Source organism: Paenibacillus sp. J22P169 (assembly GCF_059691995.1).
On record NZ_JCAUAO010000001.1, the window covers coordinates 870,731 to 886,991 of the forward strand.

General features: G+C 41.9%; 17 protein-coding genes. 5 read left to right on the plus strand and 12 right to left on the minus strand.

Annotated features, from left to right (window positions below):
- Positions 1-66: 66 nt before the first annotated feature.
- Complete coding sequence (locus tag AC58QG_RS04230) at positions 67-192, minus strand: hypothetical protein (RefSeq protein WP_497360851.1); 126 nt, start codon at positions 190-192, stop codon at positions 67-69.
- A 173-nt stretch (positions 193-365) separates the two neighbouring features.
- Between AC58QG_RS04230 and AC58QG_RS04235 the strand changes: the two genes are divergently transcribed.
- Together AC58QG_RS04235 and AC58QG_RS04240 are read left to right on the plus strand one after the other, a co-directional pair.
- Positions 366-650 carry a WGxxGxxG family protein gene (locus AC58QG_RS04235; protein ID WP_497360852.1) on the plus strand — a complete coding sequence of 95 codons (285 nt, stop codon included), beginning with the start codon at positions 366-368 and terminating at the stop codon, positions 648-650.
- 95 nt (positions 651-745) lie between these two features.
- Positions 746-1,603: a manganese catalase family protein gene (locus AC58QG_RS04240; protein WP_497362776.1), complete on the plus strand. Its 858-nt coding sequence runs from the start codon at positions 746-748 to the stop codon at positions 1,601-1,603.
- Positions 1,604-1,671: 68 nt separating this feature from the next.
- Here AC58QG_RS04240 and AC58QG_RS04245 read toward each other — a convergent pair whose 3' ends face one another.
- Positions 1,672-1,854 carry a hypothetical protein gene (locus AC58QG_RS04245; RefSeq protein ID WP_497360853.1) on the minus strand — a complete coding sequence of 61 codons (183 nt, stop codon included), beginning with the start codon at positions 1,852-1,854 and terminating at the stop codon, positions 1,672-1,674.
- Positions 1,855-2,282: 428 nt separating this feature from the next.
- Here AC58QG_RS04245 and AC58QG_RS04250 point away from each other — a divergent pair, with 428 nt between their 5' ends.
- The gene (locus tag AC58QG_RS04250) at positions 2,283-2,801 is read left to right on the plus strand and encodes a DUF3231 family protein (RefSeq protein ID WP_497360854.1); all 519 of its coding nucleotides are present in this window, start codon (positions 2,283-2,285) and stop codon (positions 2,799-2,801) included.
- Positions 2,802-2,982: 181 nt separating this feature from the next.
- On the plus strand, positions 2,983-4,197 hold the full coding sequence (bcbE, locus tag AC58QG_RS04255; RefSeq protein ID WP_497360855.1) for a bacillibactin exporter BcbE: 1,215 nt from the start codon (positions 2,983-2,985) through the stop codon (positions 4,195-4,197).
- Positions 4,198-4,472: 275 nt separating this feature from the next.
- Here bcbE and AC58QG_RS04260 read toward each other — a convergent pair whose 3' ends face one another.
- The 8 genes from AC58QG_RS04260 to AC58QG_RS04295 form a co-directional block, all read right to left on the minus strand.
- Positions 4,473-5,381, minus strand: coding sequence for a CapA family protein (locus tag AC58QG_RS04260; RefSeq protein WP_497360856.1), 909 nt, complete (start codon positions 5,379-5,381; stop codon positions 4,473-4,475).
- A 175-nt stretch (positions 5,382-5,556) separates the two neighbouring features.
- Complete coding sequence (locus AC58QG_RS04265; RefSeq protein ID WP_497360857.1) at positions 5,557-6,015, minus strand: type II toxin-antitoxin system VapC family toxin; 459 nt, start codon at positions 6,013-6,015, stop codon at positions 5,557-5,559.
- A 13-nt stretch (positions 6,016-6,028) separates the two neighbouring features.
- On the minus strand, positions 6,029-6,334 hold the full coding sequence (locus AC58QG_RS04270) for a hypothetical protein (RefSeq protein WP_497360858.1): 306 nt from the start codon (positions 6,332-6,334) through the stop codon (positions 6,029-6,031).
- 279 nt (positions 6,335-6,613) lie between these two features.
- On the minus strand, positions 6,614-7,501 hold the full coding sequence (locus AC58QG_RS04275; protein ID WP_497360859.1) for a carbohydrate ABC transporter permease: 888 nt from the start codon (positions 7,499-7,501) through the stop codon (positions 6,614-6,616).
- Positions 7,502-7,514: 13 nt separating this feature from the next.
- A complete protein-coding gene (locus AC58QG_RS04280) occupies positions 7,515-8,405 on the minus strand; it encodes an ABC transporter permease (protein WP_497362777.1) in 891 nt (296 codons plus the stop codon).
- A gap of 85 nt (positions 8,406-8,490) precedes the next feature.
- Positions 8,491-10,242 carry an extracellular solute-binding protein gene (locus AC58QG_RS04285; RefSeq protein WP_497360860.1) on the minus strand — a complete coding sequence of 584 codons (1,752 nt, stop codon included), beginning with the start codon at positions 10,240-10,242 and terminating at the stop codon, positions 8,491-8,493.
- Between the two features lie 128 nt (positions 10,243-10,370).
- Positions 10,371-11,444 (minus strand): response regulator, encoded by a 1,074-nt coding sequence (locus AC58QG_RS04290; RefSeq protein ID WP_497360861.1) that lies wholly within the window; start codon positions 11,442-11,444, stop codon positions 10,371-10,373.
- A 14-nt stretch (positions 11,445-11,458) separates the two neighbouring features.
- Positions 11,459-13,075, minus strand: coding sequence for a sensor histidine kinase (locus AC58QG_RS04295; RefSeq protein WP_497360862.1), 1,617 nt, complete (start codon positions 13,073-13,075; stop codon positions 11,459-11,461).
- A 430-nt stretch (positions 13,076-13,505) separates the two neighbouring features.
- On the opposite strand from AC58QG_RS04295, the gene AC58QG_RS04300 reads away from it, so the two are divergent.
- Positions 13,506-14,306, plus strand: coding sequence for a hypothetical protein (locus AC58QG_RS04300; RefSeq protein ID WP_497360863.1), 801 nt, complete (start codon positions 13,506-13,508; stop codon positions 14,304-14,306).
- A gap of 113 nt (positions 14,307-14,419) precedes the next feature.
- On the opposite strand, the gene AC58QG_RS04305 is transcribed toward AC58QG_RS04300, so the two are convergent.
- Both AC58QG_RS04305 and AC58QG_RS04310 read right to left on the minus strand, forming a co-directional pair.
- Positions 14,420-15,181: an SDR family oxidoreductase gene (locus tag AC58QG_RS04305; RefSeq protein ID WP_497360864.1), complete on the minus strand. Its 762-nt coding sequence runs from the start codon at positions 15,179-15,181 to the stop codon at positions 14,420-14,422.
- Positions 15,182-15,400: 219 nt separating this feature from the next.
- Complete coding sequence (locus AC58QG_RS04310) at positions 15,401-16,033, minus strand: succinate dehydrogenase cytochrome b558 subunit (RefSeq protein ID WP_497360865.1); 633 nt, start codon at positions 16,031-16,033, stop codon at positions 15,401-15,403.
- Positions 16,034-16,261: the final 228 nt, after the last annotated feature.

Consider the following 16,261-nt stretch of genomic DNA (forward strand, 5'->3'; position numbering starts at 1 on the left):
AGCACAACCTCACTATATTCAAGTGAGGTTGTTTGGATGAGTCTATTAAGTTGTTAGATAAATTTATTAACCACCAGAATTAATATTTGCATCATCAATACCGTTATTACTTTGATTTTTGGCACTACTGTTTTGATTGGGTTTTTGGTTTCTTTGTTTTGCTGATTTAACACTCTTTTTTTGGTTCGTCATGACTTTAGCCCACCCATCTTAGTAATTGGAACATCAATATTATATGTTTCTCCGAACAATCTACACCCATCCATTTAGTGGACTTCGCTGGTACTCCTCTCACTCGTATAAATGATTTACATATAGGATAAAACAAAGGTGTCAAAACAAATTGTATGAAGGAGAGAAGCCAAATGAAAAAGAAGGCCTTTATGTTTATTTTAAGTATCTGTTTCATGTTTCTGTTGTGTACAGGGGTATCGAGTGCCGCGGATACTGCAGGTATGACTGGATCGGTAAATAACGGATATGGTTCAGTTAACGGTACGACTACTACCAATAGTTACGGGACAAATTCAACAGCTACTTATAGAACTAATGCTGCTACCGATGACAATGATTCCAATTGGGGTTGGCTTGGCCTTCTAGGGTTAGTTGGTTTAGCTGGTTTAAAAAAGCGGAATCGTGAACATACCTAAAACTATATACAGTTGTCCAAATAACCGTCTTCTCTAAGGCGGTTATTTGATAATTCAGCCTCGAGAATTCAATATCAAAGGAAATGAGTGAATATATGTATTATTATAAAGAAGAACTTATTAATCAAATTGTTCCAGACCAACCAGATCCAGCTGCAGCTAAAGTTTTACAAGAAGCCCTTGGTGGACACTATGGTGAGATGAGAACCATGATGCAATATTTTTTTCAAAGCTCTAATTTTCGAGGAAAAGCTACTCAATATCGCGACTTAATCCGTGGCGTATTTTTAGAAGAAATTGCCCATGTGGAACTAGTTCAAAATACGATAAATCAATTGCTTAACGATTCCGGTAACTCCACAGGTGTAGGGAATGCAGGTATCGATGGCGCACCTCTTGATGAAGCCGTCAAACATGCAAATCCCCACCACTTCATTGTCGGTGCTCAAGCTTCCTTACCCGTCGATGCAGGTGGAAACCCTTGGAATGGCTCATGGGTGTATTCACATGGTAATTTGATTGCTGATTTATTGGATAATTTAGTACTCGAATCTACGGGTGTACTCCAAAAAAGCAGAATTTATGAGATGAGCTCCAATAAAACTTTCCGTGAGACAATTGGGTTCCTCATCGTTCGAGACAATGCACATCAAAATGCTTTTGCTAAAGCTTTAGAAACGTTAGGCGTTGATTGGGGGAAACTTTTCCCAGTTCCTAATTACGATATTAATAAGTATCCGGAATGCAGAAAATTTGTAGATATGGGTTATCATAATATGCAGTTTAACTTCCGTTTAGATGATACGCGCATTGGTGAGGTTTTCCAAGGTTCATCACCAAGTAGAAATATAGGCCAGCTATTAGTTACACCGCCACCGATGGGATTCCCAGTGCCTAACTTACCTGACATGCCAAATGAGCATAGCCCAGGATTGCAAGATATGAATTTTTAAGCTTTCATGCTTTTAGGCTTACTCCTATATCAGCAGGAGTAAGCTTATTTAATTTTGATAGACTTTGGCTAGTTGTTATCATTATTGAATATTTCATCCAGTTCTGTACTATGTTCGTTTGTTGCTGCATTGATTTCTTGATCTACATTATTACTTCCTTGAATTTGCTCTGCGGCTTCTGCTTGATTGTTCAGTTGCTTAACAATTTGTCCAGTGCCATGAGCTCCTTGCTGTCCTCTATTTGATGTCATCCTGTTTATATCCTCCTTTTTCAAAAGATGGACTTATTATGACGCTATTTCCCAGCGTTATTCACGATATCCTGGTTTGACTCCAATAAAAACCTCCATACCTTGAGTTATTTAAATTTTAGGTGAATTTCGGCGCTTGATAATAGTACATATAAAACATTTCGTTTTTTTCCCTTTTAACAATTGCTCATTTTCGCAAAGTAAACAACGCATGTGATCACCTCTGTTGTAATGTGTCCAACAGTAGCAGTCAAAAATTCACTTTTCAGTAACTTTATCCTATATCAGTTATAACTATACCCGCCCACGAGTGTGGTAAGTAGTTTACAAGATTCAGTAATTGCTAATCTATGGATACATGAATCGTAAAGGGACACATGGGTATGATAATCAAGTCATTAAATTAGAATAAAAGGAGCCAAATTCAAATGGGAATTTTAAGCGGTAATCCAAAAGATGAACCTCTACACTACGGGGAAATCTTTAGTGTATGGACAGCATCCACAGTGGCTAAAGGAGCAGTTTCCTGTTATCAAGCCTATTTAAATCATTCAGGAGACAAAGATCTTAAAAAGGTACTCGACGGTCTCATTGATCAAGCAAATCTTGAAATTAAAGAATTAGATAAAGTGCTGATTGATAACGGAATTGCCACAATTCCAGTGCTGCCAGAACGACCATCAGTAAAGCTCGAAGACATTCCTGTCGGGGCAAGATTTGCTGATCCCGAAATTGCAGCCAAAATTGCAGCTGACGTCTCATTGGGATTAGTTGCCTGCAGTCAAGCTATGGGCCAATCAATCAGAGTGGATATAGGTGCTTTATTTGCAAAATACCACATAACTAAAACAGCAATAGGCCTTAAAATATTGGAGATGAGCAAAGAAAAAGGTTGGCTTGTTCCTCCTCCACTACAAATAAAAAGGCCTGAAACAGTAAATGCGTAGTTTTGATTTAAATCTTTAGAGATCATTTCAAAAGTCAAATAAAATAAGTGAGCAGGATTTCTGCTCACTTATTTATTAATCCATATATGCTGCTCTGAGGAGGTTGAATTATGGGTGAAAGAATGGACAAAGGTTGGATTGAGATGTCTAGATATAGGCTAGGTACGGCTAGGTACTGCATTTGAAAGAAAATAAATGGAGCCTTATCTCAATTGCTTCCATCCCATTGATTATGACGTTGGGAAATTCCATGCTTATTCCCGTTCTACCTTCAATTCGTAACAAATTACATATAACTTCGTTTCAAGTGAGCTTATTAATTACGGTTTACTCTACAGTTGCTATCATACTTATACCGATTGCTGGGTATTTGTCGGACCGTTTTGGCAGAAAGATCATCATTGTTCCCAGTTTACTTATTACAGGAATAGGTGGTTTGATTTCCGGATTAGGAGCTTGGTGGCTGGAACATCCCTATGTGGTCATTATGCTAGGACGAGCGTTACAAGGTGTAGGAGCTGCGGGAGCTTTCCCTATTGTATTGCCGCTTGTCGGTGACATTTATAAAAATGAAAGTGATGTCAGTAAAAGCCTAGGCATTGTAGAAACAGCCAACACTTTAGGTAAAGTGCTGAGTCCGATATTAGGTTCTGCGCTGGCTTTCGTTATATGGTTTCTACCTTTTCTTACCATACCGATTCTGTGTGTCTTATCTACAATATTAGTCGCCTTTCTTGTTAAGGCTCCCAAGAAAAAAGATGAGAATGAAGAAAAAGTAACGTTTAGGCACTTTCTTCAAAATCTCAAGCAAATTTTTGTGAACAATGGCCGTTGGTTATCAGCTATTTTCGCTATTGGTTGCATCTGTATGTTTGTTATTTTTGGGACACTGTTTTATTTATCAGACACACTGGAAGACAAATACCATATCAAAGGCATATGGAAAGGATGTGTGATTGCCATCCCTTCAGCTGCTCTATGTCTTGCGTCATTTATGACAGGCAAAAAAATTGGTGAAAACAAGAAATTAATGAAGTGGATTACTTTTTGTGGAGTAGCAATGGTAACTGCCTCTCTTGTTGTTTCTGGAAAGGTTCAATCCTTATACTGGTTAATTACCCTAATTAGTATTGCTGGTATTGGAATTGGGGTCACTCTACCCTGCTTAGATTCTCTAATAACGGAAGGAATTGAAAAAGCGGAGCGTGGCACAATAACTTCCATCTATAGTTCTATGAGATTCACTGGCGTTGCAACTGGCCCCCCACTGGCTTCTATTCTTGTAAAATTTTCACCTCAACTAATGTTCTATTGCATTTCTGGTACTTGTGCGGTCGCAGCACTTCTCGCATTATTCGCTATTAAACCTAGTCAAGATGAACTCTTTGCAAAGTAAAAAGATCTCCTGATCATGGAGATCTTTTTACTTTTATTTCGTATCATTGCTACTTGTTAACACAATGATCTTGTGAATATTTGACCGTAGCCGAAATGGACTTGCTGCTTCCTGCTGTATCCGTGGCCGTGTAAGTTATGATGTAAATACGTAAACTGTCGATTGCATTTAAGGTAGCTGTAACAGTTAATATCATCCCGACCAGGCCGCACAAAAAAGATCTCCTTGTCGGAGATCTTCCGGTTTTAGCAACTCCTCTGTCGATATCAGTTCTATCAATCCGGCACAACCCGATAAACGTTTTTCTTACCTACATTTTGCAAAATGCGGGTTGGCACACGTGACATTTTCAAAACATCCGTTATCCCTTTTGCATTCTTCGTTAAGGTTAATATCAAGATTGTTCCTCGCAGTCTAGCGGTATGCCGGGGAAGTTCGGTGGATACGAAATTTCCTAGAGAAGACGCCGCTACTCGATTTCTAATGCGTCCGTCGATATCCTTCACCTTATACATTCTTATCGGATGCAGCACATGGGGATGCGCTCCCAGCACTACATTCACACCATTATTAAACAACACCTTCATGAGCTGGATTTGGTTGCGGTCTGGAAAAGTTTGAAATTCTTTGCCGAAATGCAGACAAGCGATGATAAAATCTGTTCTACTCTTCATGCTGCGCACGTCTGCTATTATTTTTTTCTGGTTTAGCCGGTTGACTAACCACGGCTCCGAGACGGGGATCCCGTTCGTTCCTTTCGTATAAGCCAATATTCCGATTTTTATTCCCTTTACGTTAATTACCAGTTTCCGGCGGGCTTCCCGGGCAGAGCGATACGTGCCCGTATGTCGCAGACCGTGTCGATCGAGGACGTTTAATGTCCGCTTCAAACCGGATACCTTCCCGTCCATACAATGGTTATTGGCTGTGCCTAATACATCGAAGCCCAAGTTCCGGAGTGTAGCAGCAAATTTGTCCGGCGAGTTGAACAACAGTTTTCCGGGCTCATCGCGAAAATTGTTGCCAGAGAAGGTCGTCTCCAAATTGCCTATCGTTAAATCGGATTTCCGCAGATACGGTTTCACTTTGGAAAAAATAGGTGCGAATCCGCCTTCCCGTGAGGCCGAGGCGATCATTGGCTTTTTCATCAACAAATCCCCGACTGCTGCGATTGTGATTTTCATCAATCAAGCCACTCCTTTCATAATTACACCTTATGCGGCAGAAAAGCGAAATGCTTGTAAGTTGGGCAACCCTCGGTACAGGCAGAAGAAATAAGCTCAAGCCTGGATCGGCTTGAGCTCGAAAACAAAAACAGCCTGCCCCTTTGAAGGACAGGCTGTTTTTGTTTAGTGGCCATTAATTGGATGGAATGATTCGAAAATCCTTATCCAAATTGACAAGCCTCAGAAAATTACGATTGAAAGTAAATATGCGTTTCACCTGATAATAGGACATGGTCACAGCAGTGAATGCTTCGCTGAGCGAGAAACGGAGCTCGGGCCTGTCCATAAGCAGTCTGCGTGATTCACCCTCGAATTCGTGGCCGCTTGAGATTACCGCAAGCTTGCCTTTACTCACTGCTTTATCAATTGCATTCAGAAAATATTCCGCGTGCTCATAGCCGTATTCATTGCGAAGCCATTCGTGAAGATCAAATATGATGGAGTTGGTAGTCATGTAATTACGTTCAAGATCATGCAAATCCAAAAACAGGGTACGAGCTTTCGCATAGTTTGGGTCATCAGGGTTCATTAAAGCAGCTAAAGCTGTTTCATCCAGAAAAATTGCGTCCCGAATGTTCAAGTGGTCATCCATATATCAGCACTCCTCAAACCTCTAGTTTGCAAATACCATCCAAGTACAGCAGCGGGTTATCTTCTTTTTGATCCACTGAGATGGGGGTTGATCCGTTTGTGACTTTTTCCAGAAATTGGACAATGATTCCATTAACGATCGCTTGCACGTTCGTATTTCGCATATCGGCGATTGTTTTCAGCTCAACATAATATTGCGGATTGAGTTCTATAGTGCCTTCTTCTTCTTCTTTTTCACTTCGTGTAGAAATGAATTCGGAAGCAGTGGACATCGCTTTTTCGTATTGATTCTGAAGGAAGCGTTTGTAATTATTCGCCAATGTGTTTCACTCCTTATACATAGCCTTTAAAACGATTCGTCTAATTTTGTTGATATAAGGGGGTACTGTTGATCGGAAAACCAGCTCTTCTTGGTTTCCTATAAGGTTATGTGTGAATAAGTATTACTCAAAAATACAAACAGCGGCTGCCATGGACGAGAAATTAAGTCCATGGCAGCCGCTGTTTTATTGAACTATCGTTCTCCACTAGTTCAATGGTTTATCTATCCTTTGAGGGGGTTGTCATTCCTGTCATTCCTGTCATTCCTGTCATTCCTGTTATTCCTTCACTGCTCCCAGCATTATTCCGGATACGAAATATTTTTGCAAAAATGGATACACGATAAGCATCGGCACCATGGCTATAAAGACCTTGGCGGCATTAAGCGTCCTGTTGGATAACTCAGACAACTTTTTATATTGTTCAGGCGTGAGGTTTGTGCCGACCGGGATGTTAACAACCAACTGCTGGATATAGGTTTGCAGCGGATATTTATCAGAAGTGTTCATCAGCACCAGGCCATTAAAGAACTCGTTCCAGTGATACACACTGATAAACAGCGCCACTGCCGCTAGTACAGGGATAGAACAAGGAATATAGATCCGAAACAATGTTGACCAAGGGCCGGCACCGTCTACAATTGCCGCTTCACTGAGGTCCTTAGGAAGATTCCGAAAAAAATTCATGATCAAAATAACATTAAAGATCGGGACACCACCGCCAAGCACCAGCGCCCAGATGGAGTTGATCAAACCATAATGTTGGATCGTGAGATACCATGGAATTAGACCGCCATTAAAGACCATGCAGAAAACAAGGATCCACATAAACGTATTGCGCGCCTTAAAATCTTTCTTAGGTCTTGCCAGAGGATAGGCCATCAAAATGCTAATCAGCATGGAGAATGCCGTACCTAGCACAGTTCGTTGAATAGAAATCCAGAATGAATTCAAGAAAAGACTATCATTTATGATCTCTTTGTATGAGGCTAATGAGAAACCAATCGGGTAGAGAGTAACCAGCCCTGCGTTTGCAGCTGATTTATCAGAGATGGATACACAGAAGGTATACCATAGTGGATATATGCAGCTAATCAGCAACAAGCCGAGGAGAATCACATTGACAATTTCGAAAGTACGTGATCCTAAAGTCGTATTTCTAACCATTGCAACCCCCCCTTTAGAATACCGTATAATCGGCATATCTGTACGCCAGACGGTATGATATAACAATGAGCACGAAGCTGATGACTGACTTGAACAATCCTGCCGTTGTAGCTAGTGAGAATTGCAGATTCTGCAAGCCTAAACGATAAACCCAAGTGTCTAAAATATCGCCCGTTGAGTACACAAGCGGATTATAGAGATTATATACCTGATCGAAACCCGCATTGAGCACGTTGCCTAGGCTTAGAACTCCCAGCAGTACGACCGTTGTCGTTAAAGCCGGAAGTGTTATATTCCTTATCATCTGCCAACGATTGGCTCCATCGATTGCCGCTGCTTCATACAGATTCATGTTGACACCTGTCAGTGCTGCGAGATAAATAATGGCATTGTAACCGAATTCTTTCCACACATCGGTGCCGATAACCAACTGCCGAAATATACTTGCATCAGCCATAAAAAGCTTGGGATCTCCCCCAAACATTTGAATAACCGTGTTTACTACGCCGTAATAGCCGAAAATGCCGATAACAATCGTCGCCATAATGACCCAAGATAAAAAGTGCGGTAAATAAACGACCGTCTGAACAAACTTTTTGTAGCGCAAGTTGGTAAGCTCATTCAGCAAAATCGCAAATATCAATGGGATTACCAAATTGAACACAATTTTGCCCACGGCGATAATAACTGTGTTCATGATGACCGATTTGCTGTCATTCAGTTGAAACATATATTTAAAATTTTCCAACCCTACCCACTCGGAACCGAAAATACCCATTCCGGGATTATAATTTTGAAATGCCATCACGATGCCGAACATCGGCACAATACTGAACATAATAAGCCAAATCATGCCTGGAAGCAGCATGAAATAATAATGCTTTTGGAAGCCCATTTTCCTCATAACGGTTGTCCCCCATCTCAACAGCCATATTAAAAATTTGCAAAAGGCGTTGAGTCCACCAACGCCTTTTGCAAGTGAATACATGTTATTTTTTTAGGAGATCCGCTACTTCCGCTGTGATCTGATCCCCGCCCTGAGCTTTCCAATCTTTAACAAACTTATCAAAAGTATCGATTGACGCTTGGCCAAGGATGATTTTTAGTACAGTTTCATCCTCCATCTTTTTCAAGTTTGCCCATTTGGTCTCCATCGTCGCTGTTTGGTTATAGGTTACGCTGAACACTTTTTTATTGATCGGGATTGTTGAGAATGAACGGTCGCCAATCATAAGCGAATATAGACGCTGGAAATCACCGAAATTTGTTTTGTCGAAGTTGCTGACATTTAAGTTGTCGTATGGCGGTTTAATAACGTTTTGTACTTTCTTCGCATCCGCATACATCAATTTATACAAGCTATTAGGTACATTGTAATCTTCAGGTTTCTTCTGCCCGTTTAACACTTTGAGAAGCTCGGTATACTCATACTCAGTTTCATTAGCTGCCGCCATCACGTTGCGCAGCGGATACCAACCCACATTGACGGATAAATTAAAAGTAGCCTCATCGCGAACAAGCGCGTTATTCATAATGAGAATAGCTTTGACAACATCCGGTTTCGCGTTTTTACTGATGAGTGTATACGTACTGCCTGTAGTCTTCATATGGGTATTCCATTTGCCATCATCCGTATATACAGGATAGGCTTGCCAATTGGCATTCGGGTCGTTTTTGAAGGAATCGCCATTTCCGTATCCGCCATTCCACCACGGACCAAAGAATATACCTGCCTTGTTCGCATTGATCGGATCCCCTACGTTGTCACGGGTACCAACCTCAGGGTCAATGAGTCCCTTCTTATACCAATCAGCCAGTAAAGAAAGTGTCTTCTTCGTATTGTCCGTAGTCGTTCCATAGGTGACCGAGCCATTTCCATTATCCAGCCAATAGCCCGGATATGCATCTAAAGCGCCGAATAACGGATCGAATCCACCCATGTTATTGGAAGAAACCAGGAAAGTTGCGTAAGGGAACGTATTCTTTGATGGGCCTGCAATGCCGATTGTTTTGTCCCCGCCAAACTTGTTATCGATGAACGCTTTAGCTGTTTTCTCGATATCTGCAACCGTCTTGGGCACTGGCATATTCAGTTTATCGAGCCAATCTTTGCGAATCCACATGATGTGAACGCCATCGGTATCCACTGTGATATTAGGGAGAGATGTCATTTTGCCTTTGAAGCTTGCGTTTTCTAACGCACGTCCTTGTGTGCTTGCCATAATTTCCTTTACTTGAGAAGAGGCATACTGGTTGAACGAATCGGTGATATCGTACAGTAATCCCGAACTGGCGGCTTTCGTCATAAAGGACCGGTCGTCAACGACCATACCGTCTGGAAGTTTGCCTGATGCAATGGATAGGCTAACCTTCTGCTTATAGTCATTGCCAGTTGCTGCCGTCCAATCAACAATAATGTTGATATTGTACTTCTCCTTCAGATAGCGGGTATATTGGTTATTGCCTACACTGTCACCTTGCGGCAACGTTTTGTCTGTCGGATCCACAACCATGCCGATATGAACATCGACCGGAGACGGAAATTTGGAAAAGGCTGCATCATCACCAGTTGTTTGTGCTGTACTTGTAGTTGAAGGCGCTTTCACATCTGGTGTTGAGGAAGCTTTTACATCAGATGTTGATGGCGTCTTCGTTTCCTTTGTTTCATTTGGAGAAGTACAAGCTGCCATGCTAGAAACCAGAAATGTCGTCAGGAGTACGCTTACAAGTTTTCTTTTCAACCTAATCCCTCCCTTGTATCTTTTCATCCCTATTATACATTGAAGGTTTAGATAAAAAGTCTGAAGGATGTATCGTGTTTATAATGAGCTATTGCATGTAAGGGGGGCATTTGTTCGATTTTCAGTGATCAATTCTCCCTATTGAATTGTGCACGAAATTCGGATGGCAGCAGCTGCGTCTGCTCTTGAAAAATCTGCGAAAAGTACTTGGAGTCACCATACCCGACAGCATTGGCAATCCATGTCACTGGCCGATTAGTTTCGCATAAGAGCCGCTCAGCAGCACGGATCCGTTCTTGCCGGAGATAATCGTTGAATGTCGACCCTGTTAACTTTTTAAAGCATTGGCTAAAATAGCTCCGGCTCATATTCACATGTTCGGCAACATCCTCTGCATGCAGCGTTTCAGCCGTATGCTGGCGAATGAACAGCACCGCCTTGAGCATGCAAATCATCGTTTTCGTTAAATCGGATGACTTTGTTACCTGCGAATAGATTAACATCCGGTAGCGGCGAATCCATTCAACCGCCGACCGGATGTCATCGATTTCAGACCAGAACCCCGTATCGAGTTGAGCGGCGATATCAACTTGCGAGATCACTCGCATGAATAACCCCTCTAGACGGCGAACTGAACGATTCGACTCTATTGTTTGCGTGCATAAATGCTGGAAAATAGCATCATTATACAGCCAGTATAACGAGCGCCAATCTTGTTCTAGCTTGCGCCATTGCTCATCATCTCGGAAACCGTTCTCATCTCCAGAAATAGCATTTTGAACAGGCACTGTTGACCCGGTTTTCGGAATATGCTGAGGAAATTCGTCAACCAGTTTATGCCGGATTCGCTTGAGAATTTGCTGGTCATCCTCCAACTCTAATCGCACTTTGGAAATATAATCGAGAACTCCCAATCGGTAAGCTGTTTGCACATTTTCAAAATCTTCATGAAACGTAAGCATCACGGAACGCAAACTCGGGTGCTTTATTCGTGCCGCCTGTATCAGTTCTAATCCTGACATTACAGGCATGGAGATGTCGACAAACATGAGATCCACGGCATGCTGCTCTAGAAATTCCAATGCTTTAGCGCCATTAGCAGCTTCTCCAGCTACCTGCATGCCATGCTCGGACCATGGCATGATTGAAATTAGTCCTTTTCGCGCGAGTTTATCATCATCGACAATTAAAACACTGATCATATCTGTTTCTCCTTTCAATATGGGAGATACATGGTAACCGCCGTACCTTGATTCGGAGTGCTTTCAATATGCAGACTGGCTCTATCCCCATAAAACGCTTCCAACATAGACCGCACATATCGCAGACCGATCCCCCTGCCCCCCTGCTGTTGATCAGGTGATTCACGCTGCAGCAGCGCAAGCGTCTCCTCGCTAAGTCCTTTGCCATCATCGCGAATCATGATTGTGATGACACCAGCTATTTCGTCAGGCGAAATGCGCACTTCCAGCTTGCCGTGTTCATCAAGGCCATGACAGACAGCATTCTCTACAACAGGTTGAAGGATAAACCTGGCGACAGGCGTATCGAGATAGCTGCCCTCAGGAATATCCAAGGTCACTTGGAAATCGTATCGCTTTTGCTGCAGATCAAGGTAGGCGCGCATGACCTTTGTTTCTGTTCGGAGCGTTGCCGTTTCCTGGGTTTTCCCTAAATTGTAACTAAGCAAAAAAATCAGCGTGGACACGAACTTGTCGATTTCAGGCTGCCGATGCATGACTGCCAGCCAACGGACTGAATTAAGCGTATTCATTAAAAAATGCGGGTTTATCTGATAAGCGAGCTTCTCTATTTCTAACTGATGCCGCCGTTTCTCCTTGTGTTCAACATCGATAATCAATTGCTGAATTTGTTGCTTCATTTTATTAAACTGATCAAATAGCTTGTCAAATTCGGAAATGCCTGTACGATATTGCATCGCCCCCATGTGCCCTCTTCCGAGCGCCACCATTTCCGATTCGAACACGCGGAGCGGTCTGTTGATCAATCGCAGAAGCAGCAAAGCGATCGATAAAAGAATAATTAGAGCGATTCCCAATATTAACAACATATGATTTTTCCAAGTGTAAAATTCGTGGTTATAGCTCTCCACGGGTAGCAAAAGAGCGGTATGATAACCGTAATCGCTAACTAACTGATCCCATATGTAACCTTCGGTTATGCCCGAACTCCCACCCAAAACTAAGTTCTGTCCGACTGAAAAAACACTTGGATTGCTGCTGTATTTAACCTGCTCCTCTTGATCGCTCAACACCAGCACGTACGGTAAATTTAAACTGGATGAAAGCTTACTAATGTCGGTCGCGATATCGGACTTGGCTTCGACATAAATGACTTGTTTCGTTCCGTCGGAAAAAGTGATTTCTCGCGTCACCGAAACGACCTGATCATCGCTGAACCTGCAAAGCGACAAATGTGGCGATTGATAGTTGATACTCTCGTTGCCAGCCACATTAGGCAAAGATTGCATTGTAAAATCTTCACGCAATGGCAGATTTGAATAAAGAGGGTGCTTATCCTCGGGGTTATAGTACATCACCAGCTCCATAGCCGGGTTAGAAAATGAGATCAGTCCGATATTATTCGAAACGCTAAGCGAAAGTTGATATCTCTTGTAAAGATCGTCAGTGGAGAAATACGTATCCATGAGGTTGCCGACATTGCCTTGAGGTGTCATTTGTTGTGTGACTTGGAGCAAATTGTAGTAAACTTGCGTGAGCTTCATCGATTGCTGGTACAAATCGAAGGCCATGTTCGTTTTAATTTTGTTTTGCTGCATCGTGTTAATCGCATTGTATGAGACAGCTGCCATTAAAATGGAACACCCTAAGAAGCTAGATATCAGAGTTACGACAATTCTTTTCCTAAGCGAAGAAGTAGCGAAAGGGTTACGTAATAATCTAACAAGAGCTGTCATAATACGAATTGCTCTCACGGTCAATGGGTTAATCACTCTATTGCTACGCAAATTCACCACCCCATAGTTGAAATACCGTTAGTAAGTTTAATCTCCAAATACTTCCTTATACTTCATCGTTATGATTATTCGATATGGATTGTATATCTCCTTCTGATCCAGTTTGAAACATGCACACAAGCTGATACAGTGAAAAACAGAAGAAACTTGCCCTTCATATGATTTCGCTAAATAAAGTAAGAATTCATATATTATTCAAGGCATAGGAATATTCTGAATAAGGGTGGGTTAGTTTGTTTTTTAAAAATGAAAGGCGGCGATTCTCATGAAGAGATATTTATCAATGATGGGAAATTACTTACTCTATTTGACAGTCATCATTCTAGTGATCTTCCTCTATAATAGCGTCATTGATCCTGTATTAGGATGGGGGCAGTTCGGAAAAGGAAAAAACATCCCAATCCAGGTATTCATGGTACTTATAATTACTATCGCTATTTCCGCAATTATTTACGCCATTAAATATCGGCTTTTGAAACAGAAACCGGTAAGCTTCTGGAATCTTAGCAGCTTCTCGCCGATCAGTCCGAGCTTTTCGGTTCACATGATAACAATTGGGCTGGCGTTCACTTTATTAAACGCTGCCTCCATGAAACTACTTCTTTACTACAACTTTACAACGTTCAATGATTTTACAGAAGAATATTTCGCCTCTGTTCCTTTCGTTTACATTATACTTTCCTCCGTTCTCACCACTGCACTTGAACTGATCCTGTTCTTTGGTATCATGTTTAACGAAGCCAGGAAACATGTTCACGTATTTTGGCCAATTCTAGTCATTGCTTTGATTATTGCGGTGCTGCAACCGGGAGGAATTGCGATGCAGCTTCTGGGTGTAGCGTTAGGATTCATTTATGGATCCATCTATGTACGCCTGTCATCCATATGGTCCATTCTTCTGATTGGGATCGTGTTTAACTTCAGTCTGTTCGGCATGAAAAAAATCGGTTGGCTTGATTCCATGGAGAACATGTCGGACTTTACCCTTATACTGATTGCGGCAGTCATGGGACTCTATCTCATCTTTAGCACCCTTTGGTACTGGAGAAAACCCAAAGCTACTTAACGGCCGCAGCCGACGTAGTGCACATTAAGATGCCTTGACAATGGAAGAAGAAGACCCTCTAACTACCGGGTCTCCTTTTCTTTTTCATAAAGTATTCTTGACCATGCAGGTTATTATACCTGACTCATAGAGCGGTTTAACCAATCCTCGAAACGGGTCGTAGCGATGCGCGCATTGCCGCGAGGGACGAGAGAATGATCTTTATCATCTATCTCAACACCATAGTAGCGTGCTTTATCGTCAGTAACCACCTGTTTGGTATCTTTTTTTGCGGTCAGGAATCGACGAACGAGTTCATCGAGACCTAGACGTTCTGGACCAGCCAGGTCAACGATACCATTCACAGGCGCTTCAAGAGCGAAATCCACTAACGCGGCAGCAACATCATCCGATACGATTGGTTGTATTGGGGCAGACGGCATACGAACGATTTCCCCTTCAGTCGAGAATTGTGCAATGGCTTCAACGAACTCGAAGAACTGTGTCGCGCGAACGATTGTATAGGGAACTTTGGAAGCTTTAATCAATTCTTCTTGTGCCATCTTCGCTCGGAAATAACCACTTTCAAGAAGGCCATCCGTACCAACAACCGACAATGCAACGTGGTGTTTCACGCCAGCGGCAACTTCAGCTTCGAGGAGATTTCGAGTAGATGTTTTAAAGAATTCTAGAACTGCGTTGTCCTCCCAAGAAGGAGCGTTCGTAACATCTACAACAACTTGTGCGCCACTAATCGCTTCAGCCAATCCCTCTCCTGTAACCGAGTTGATACCTAAGGAAGGTGATGCTGCCACAACCTCATGGCCTAGTTCATTAAGGTTTTTCACTAGTTTTTTCCCAATAAGTCCACTACCGCCAATAACTACAATTTTCATAATAATCCCCCTAGTTTTAGCCTATTATTTACAGGCTATTGTTGTTTTATAGCAATCTAACAGGTTGTTATTTTGTTTGACACTATTAAGACAATTGGCAGTTTCAATGTGTGACATGATTCAAGTTTTTTTATTATTTCCATAATACAGCATAAAAATCACAATCCTTAAAGACCTTAAATCCAAGAGATAGTGCTCTATTGAACGAATTCATATCGTTTATTTGAATTCATTGCCAGTAAAAGCAATGAGCGAAAGAATGAAGAGCAAGGAAATAAGTGCAAAAACACCCATACAAATTGTAGCGGAAATTTTTTGTGAACGTGGTGAAATCGTAATGCCCCAGCTAATCAGGAATGCCCAAAGGCCATTGCTAAAATGGAATACTGCTGACAACACGCCGATGACGTAAATGACAAAGAACACGGGATTTATGGCAATTTGATGCATCGTCGAACCAAGCTCCTCATGCGTAATATTACCCAAGTAAACTTGAAAACGCGTATTGAAAAAATGCCAGAAAACAAAAATAAACGTAAGAACCCCCGTAATGCGTTGAAGAGTGAACGCCCAGTTACGGCCATATGAGTATTGACCCGAGTTCAGATTGGACTGATAGGCCATGTACAGCCCATAAATCCCGTGAAACAAAATCGGCAGATAGATCCCAAAAATCTCGAGCAACGGTTTAAGCGGCAAACTGTTAATGAGATGCACAAAGGTAGCGAACCCTTCGGGGCCGCGCTCAAACGATTGAAAGTTGATCGATACGTGCACCAGAATAAAACCCCCGAGAGGAATTACCCCGAGTAGCGAGTGCAGTTTGCGCCAGTAATATGAATTTCCTTTCATTTTTCACCTCTATAATTTTTGTCACTACTAAGACAATTGGCTTCTTCATTGTGTGACACGATCAGAGTAAAAGCCGGTCGTATAAGAATACATCAAAAACCCGATAATATTTGACGTAACGAGCGATTGAAATCGGAACAGCCGAAGCGGCATCAATGGATTCTTAGCATATTTTTCAATCAATAAAAAACGGTTAGCTTAATTACAAAAAGAGACCCACAGCAATGG

Excerpts from the sequence above, each read along its gene's own strand:
- AC58QG_RS04230 (WP_497360851.1), bottom strand. The coding sequence starts at position 192 with ATGACGAACCAAAAAAAGAGTGTTAAATCAGCAAAACAAAGAAACCAA.
- AC58QG_RS04235 (WP_497360852.1), top strand. The coding sequence starts at position 366 with ATGAAAAAGAAGGCCTTTATGTTTATTTTAAGTATCTGTTTCATGTTT.
- AC58QG_RS04240 (WP_497362776.1), top strand. The coding sequence starts at position 746 with ATGTATTATTATAAAGAAGAACTTATTAATCAAATTGTTCCAGACCAA.
- AC58QG_RS04245 (WP_497360853.1), bottom strand. The coding sequence starts at position 1,854 with ATGACATCAAATAGAGGACAGCAAGGAGCTCATGGCACTGGACAAATT.
- AC58QG_RS04250 (WP_497360854.1), top strand. The coding sequence starts at position 2,283 with ATGGGAATTTTAAGCGGTAATCCAAAAGATGAACCTCTACACTACGGG.
- AC58QG_RS04260 (WP_497360856.1), bottom strand. The coding sequence starts at position 5,381 with ATGAAAATCACAATCGCAGCAGTCGGGGATTTGTTGATGAAAAAGCCA.
- AC58QG_RS04265 (WP_497360857.1), bottom strand. The coding sequence starts at position 6,015 with ATGGATGACCACTTGAACATTCGGGACGCAATTTTTCTGGATGAAACA.
- AC58QG_RS04275 (WP_497360859.1), bottom strand. The coding sequence starts at position 7,501 with ATGGTTAGAAATACGACTTTAGGATCACGTACTTTCGAAATTGTCAAT.
- AC58QG_RS04280 (WP_497362777.1), bottom strand. The coding sequence starts at position 8,405 with ATGAGGAAAATGGGCTTCCAAAAGCATTATTATTTCATGCTGCTTCCA.
- AC58QG_RS04290 (WP_497360861.1), bottom strand. The coding sequence starts at position 11,444 with ATGATCAGTGTTTTAATTGTCGATGATGATAAACTCGCGCGAAAAGGA.
- AC58QG_RS04295 (WP_497360862.1), bottom strand. The coding sequence starts at position 13,075 with ATGGCAGCTGTCTCATACAATGCGATTAACACGATGCAGCAAAACAAA.
- AC58QG_RS04300 (WP_497360863.1), top strand. The coding sequence starts at position 13,506 with ATGAAGAGATATTTATCAATGATGGGAAATTACTTACTCTATTTGACA.
- AC58QG_RS04305 (WP_497360864.1), bottom strand. The coding sequence starts at position 15,181 with ATGAAAATTGTAGTTATTGGCGGTAGTGGACTTATTGGGAAAAAACTA.
- AC58QG_RS04310 (WP_497360865.1), bottom strand. The coding sequence starts at position 16,033 with ATGAAAGGAAATTCATATTACTGGCGCAAACTGCACTCGCTACTCGGG.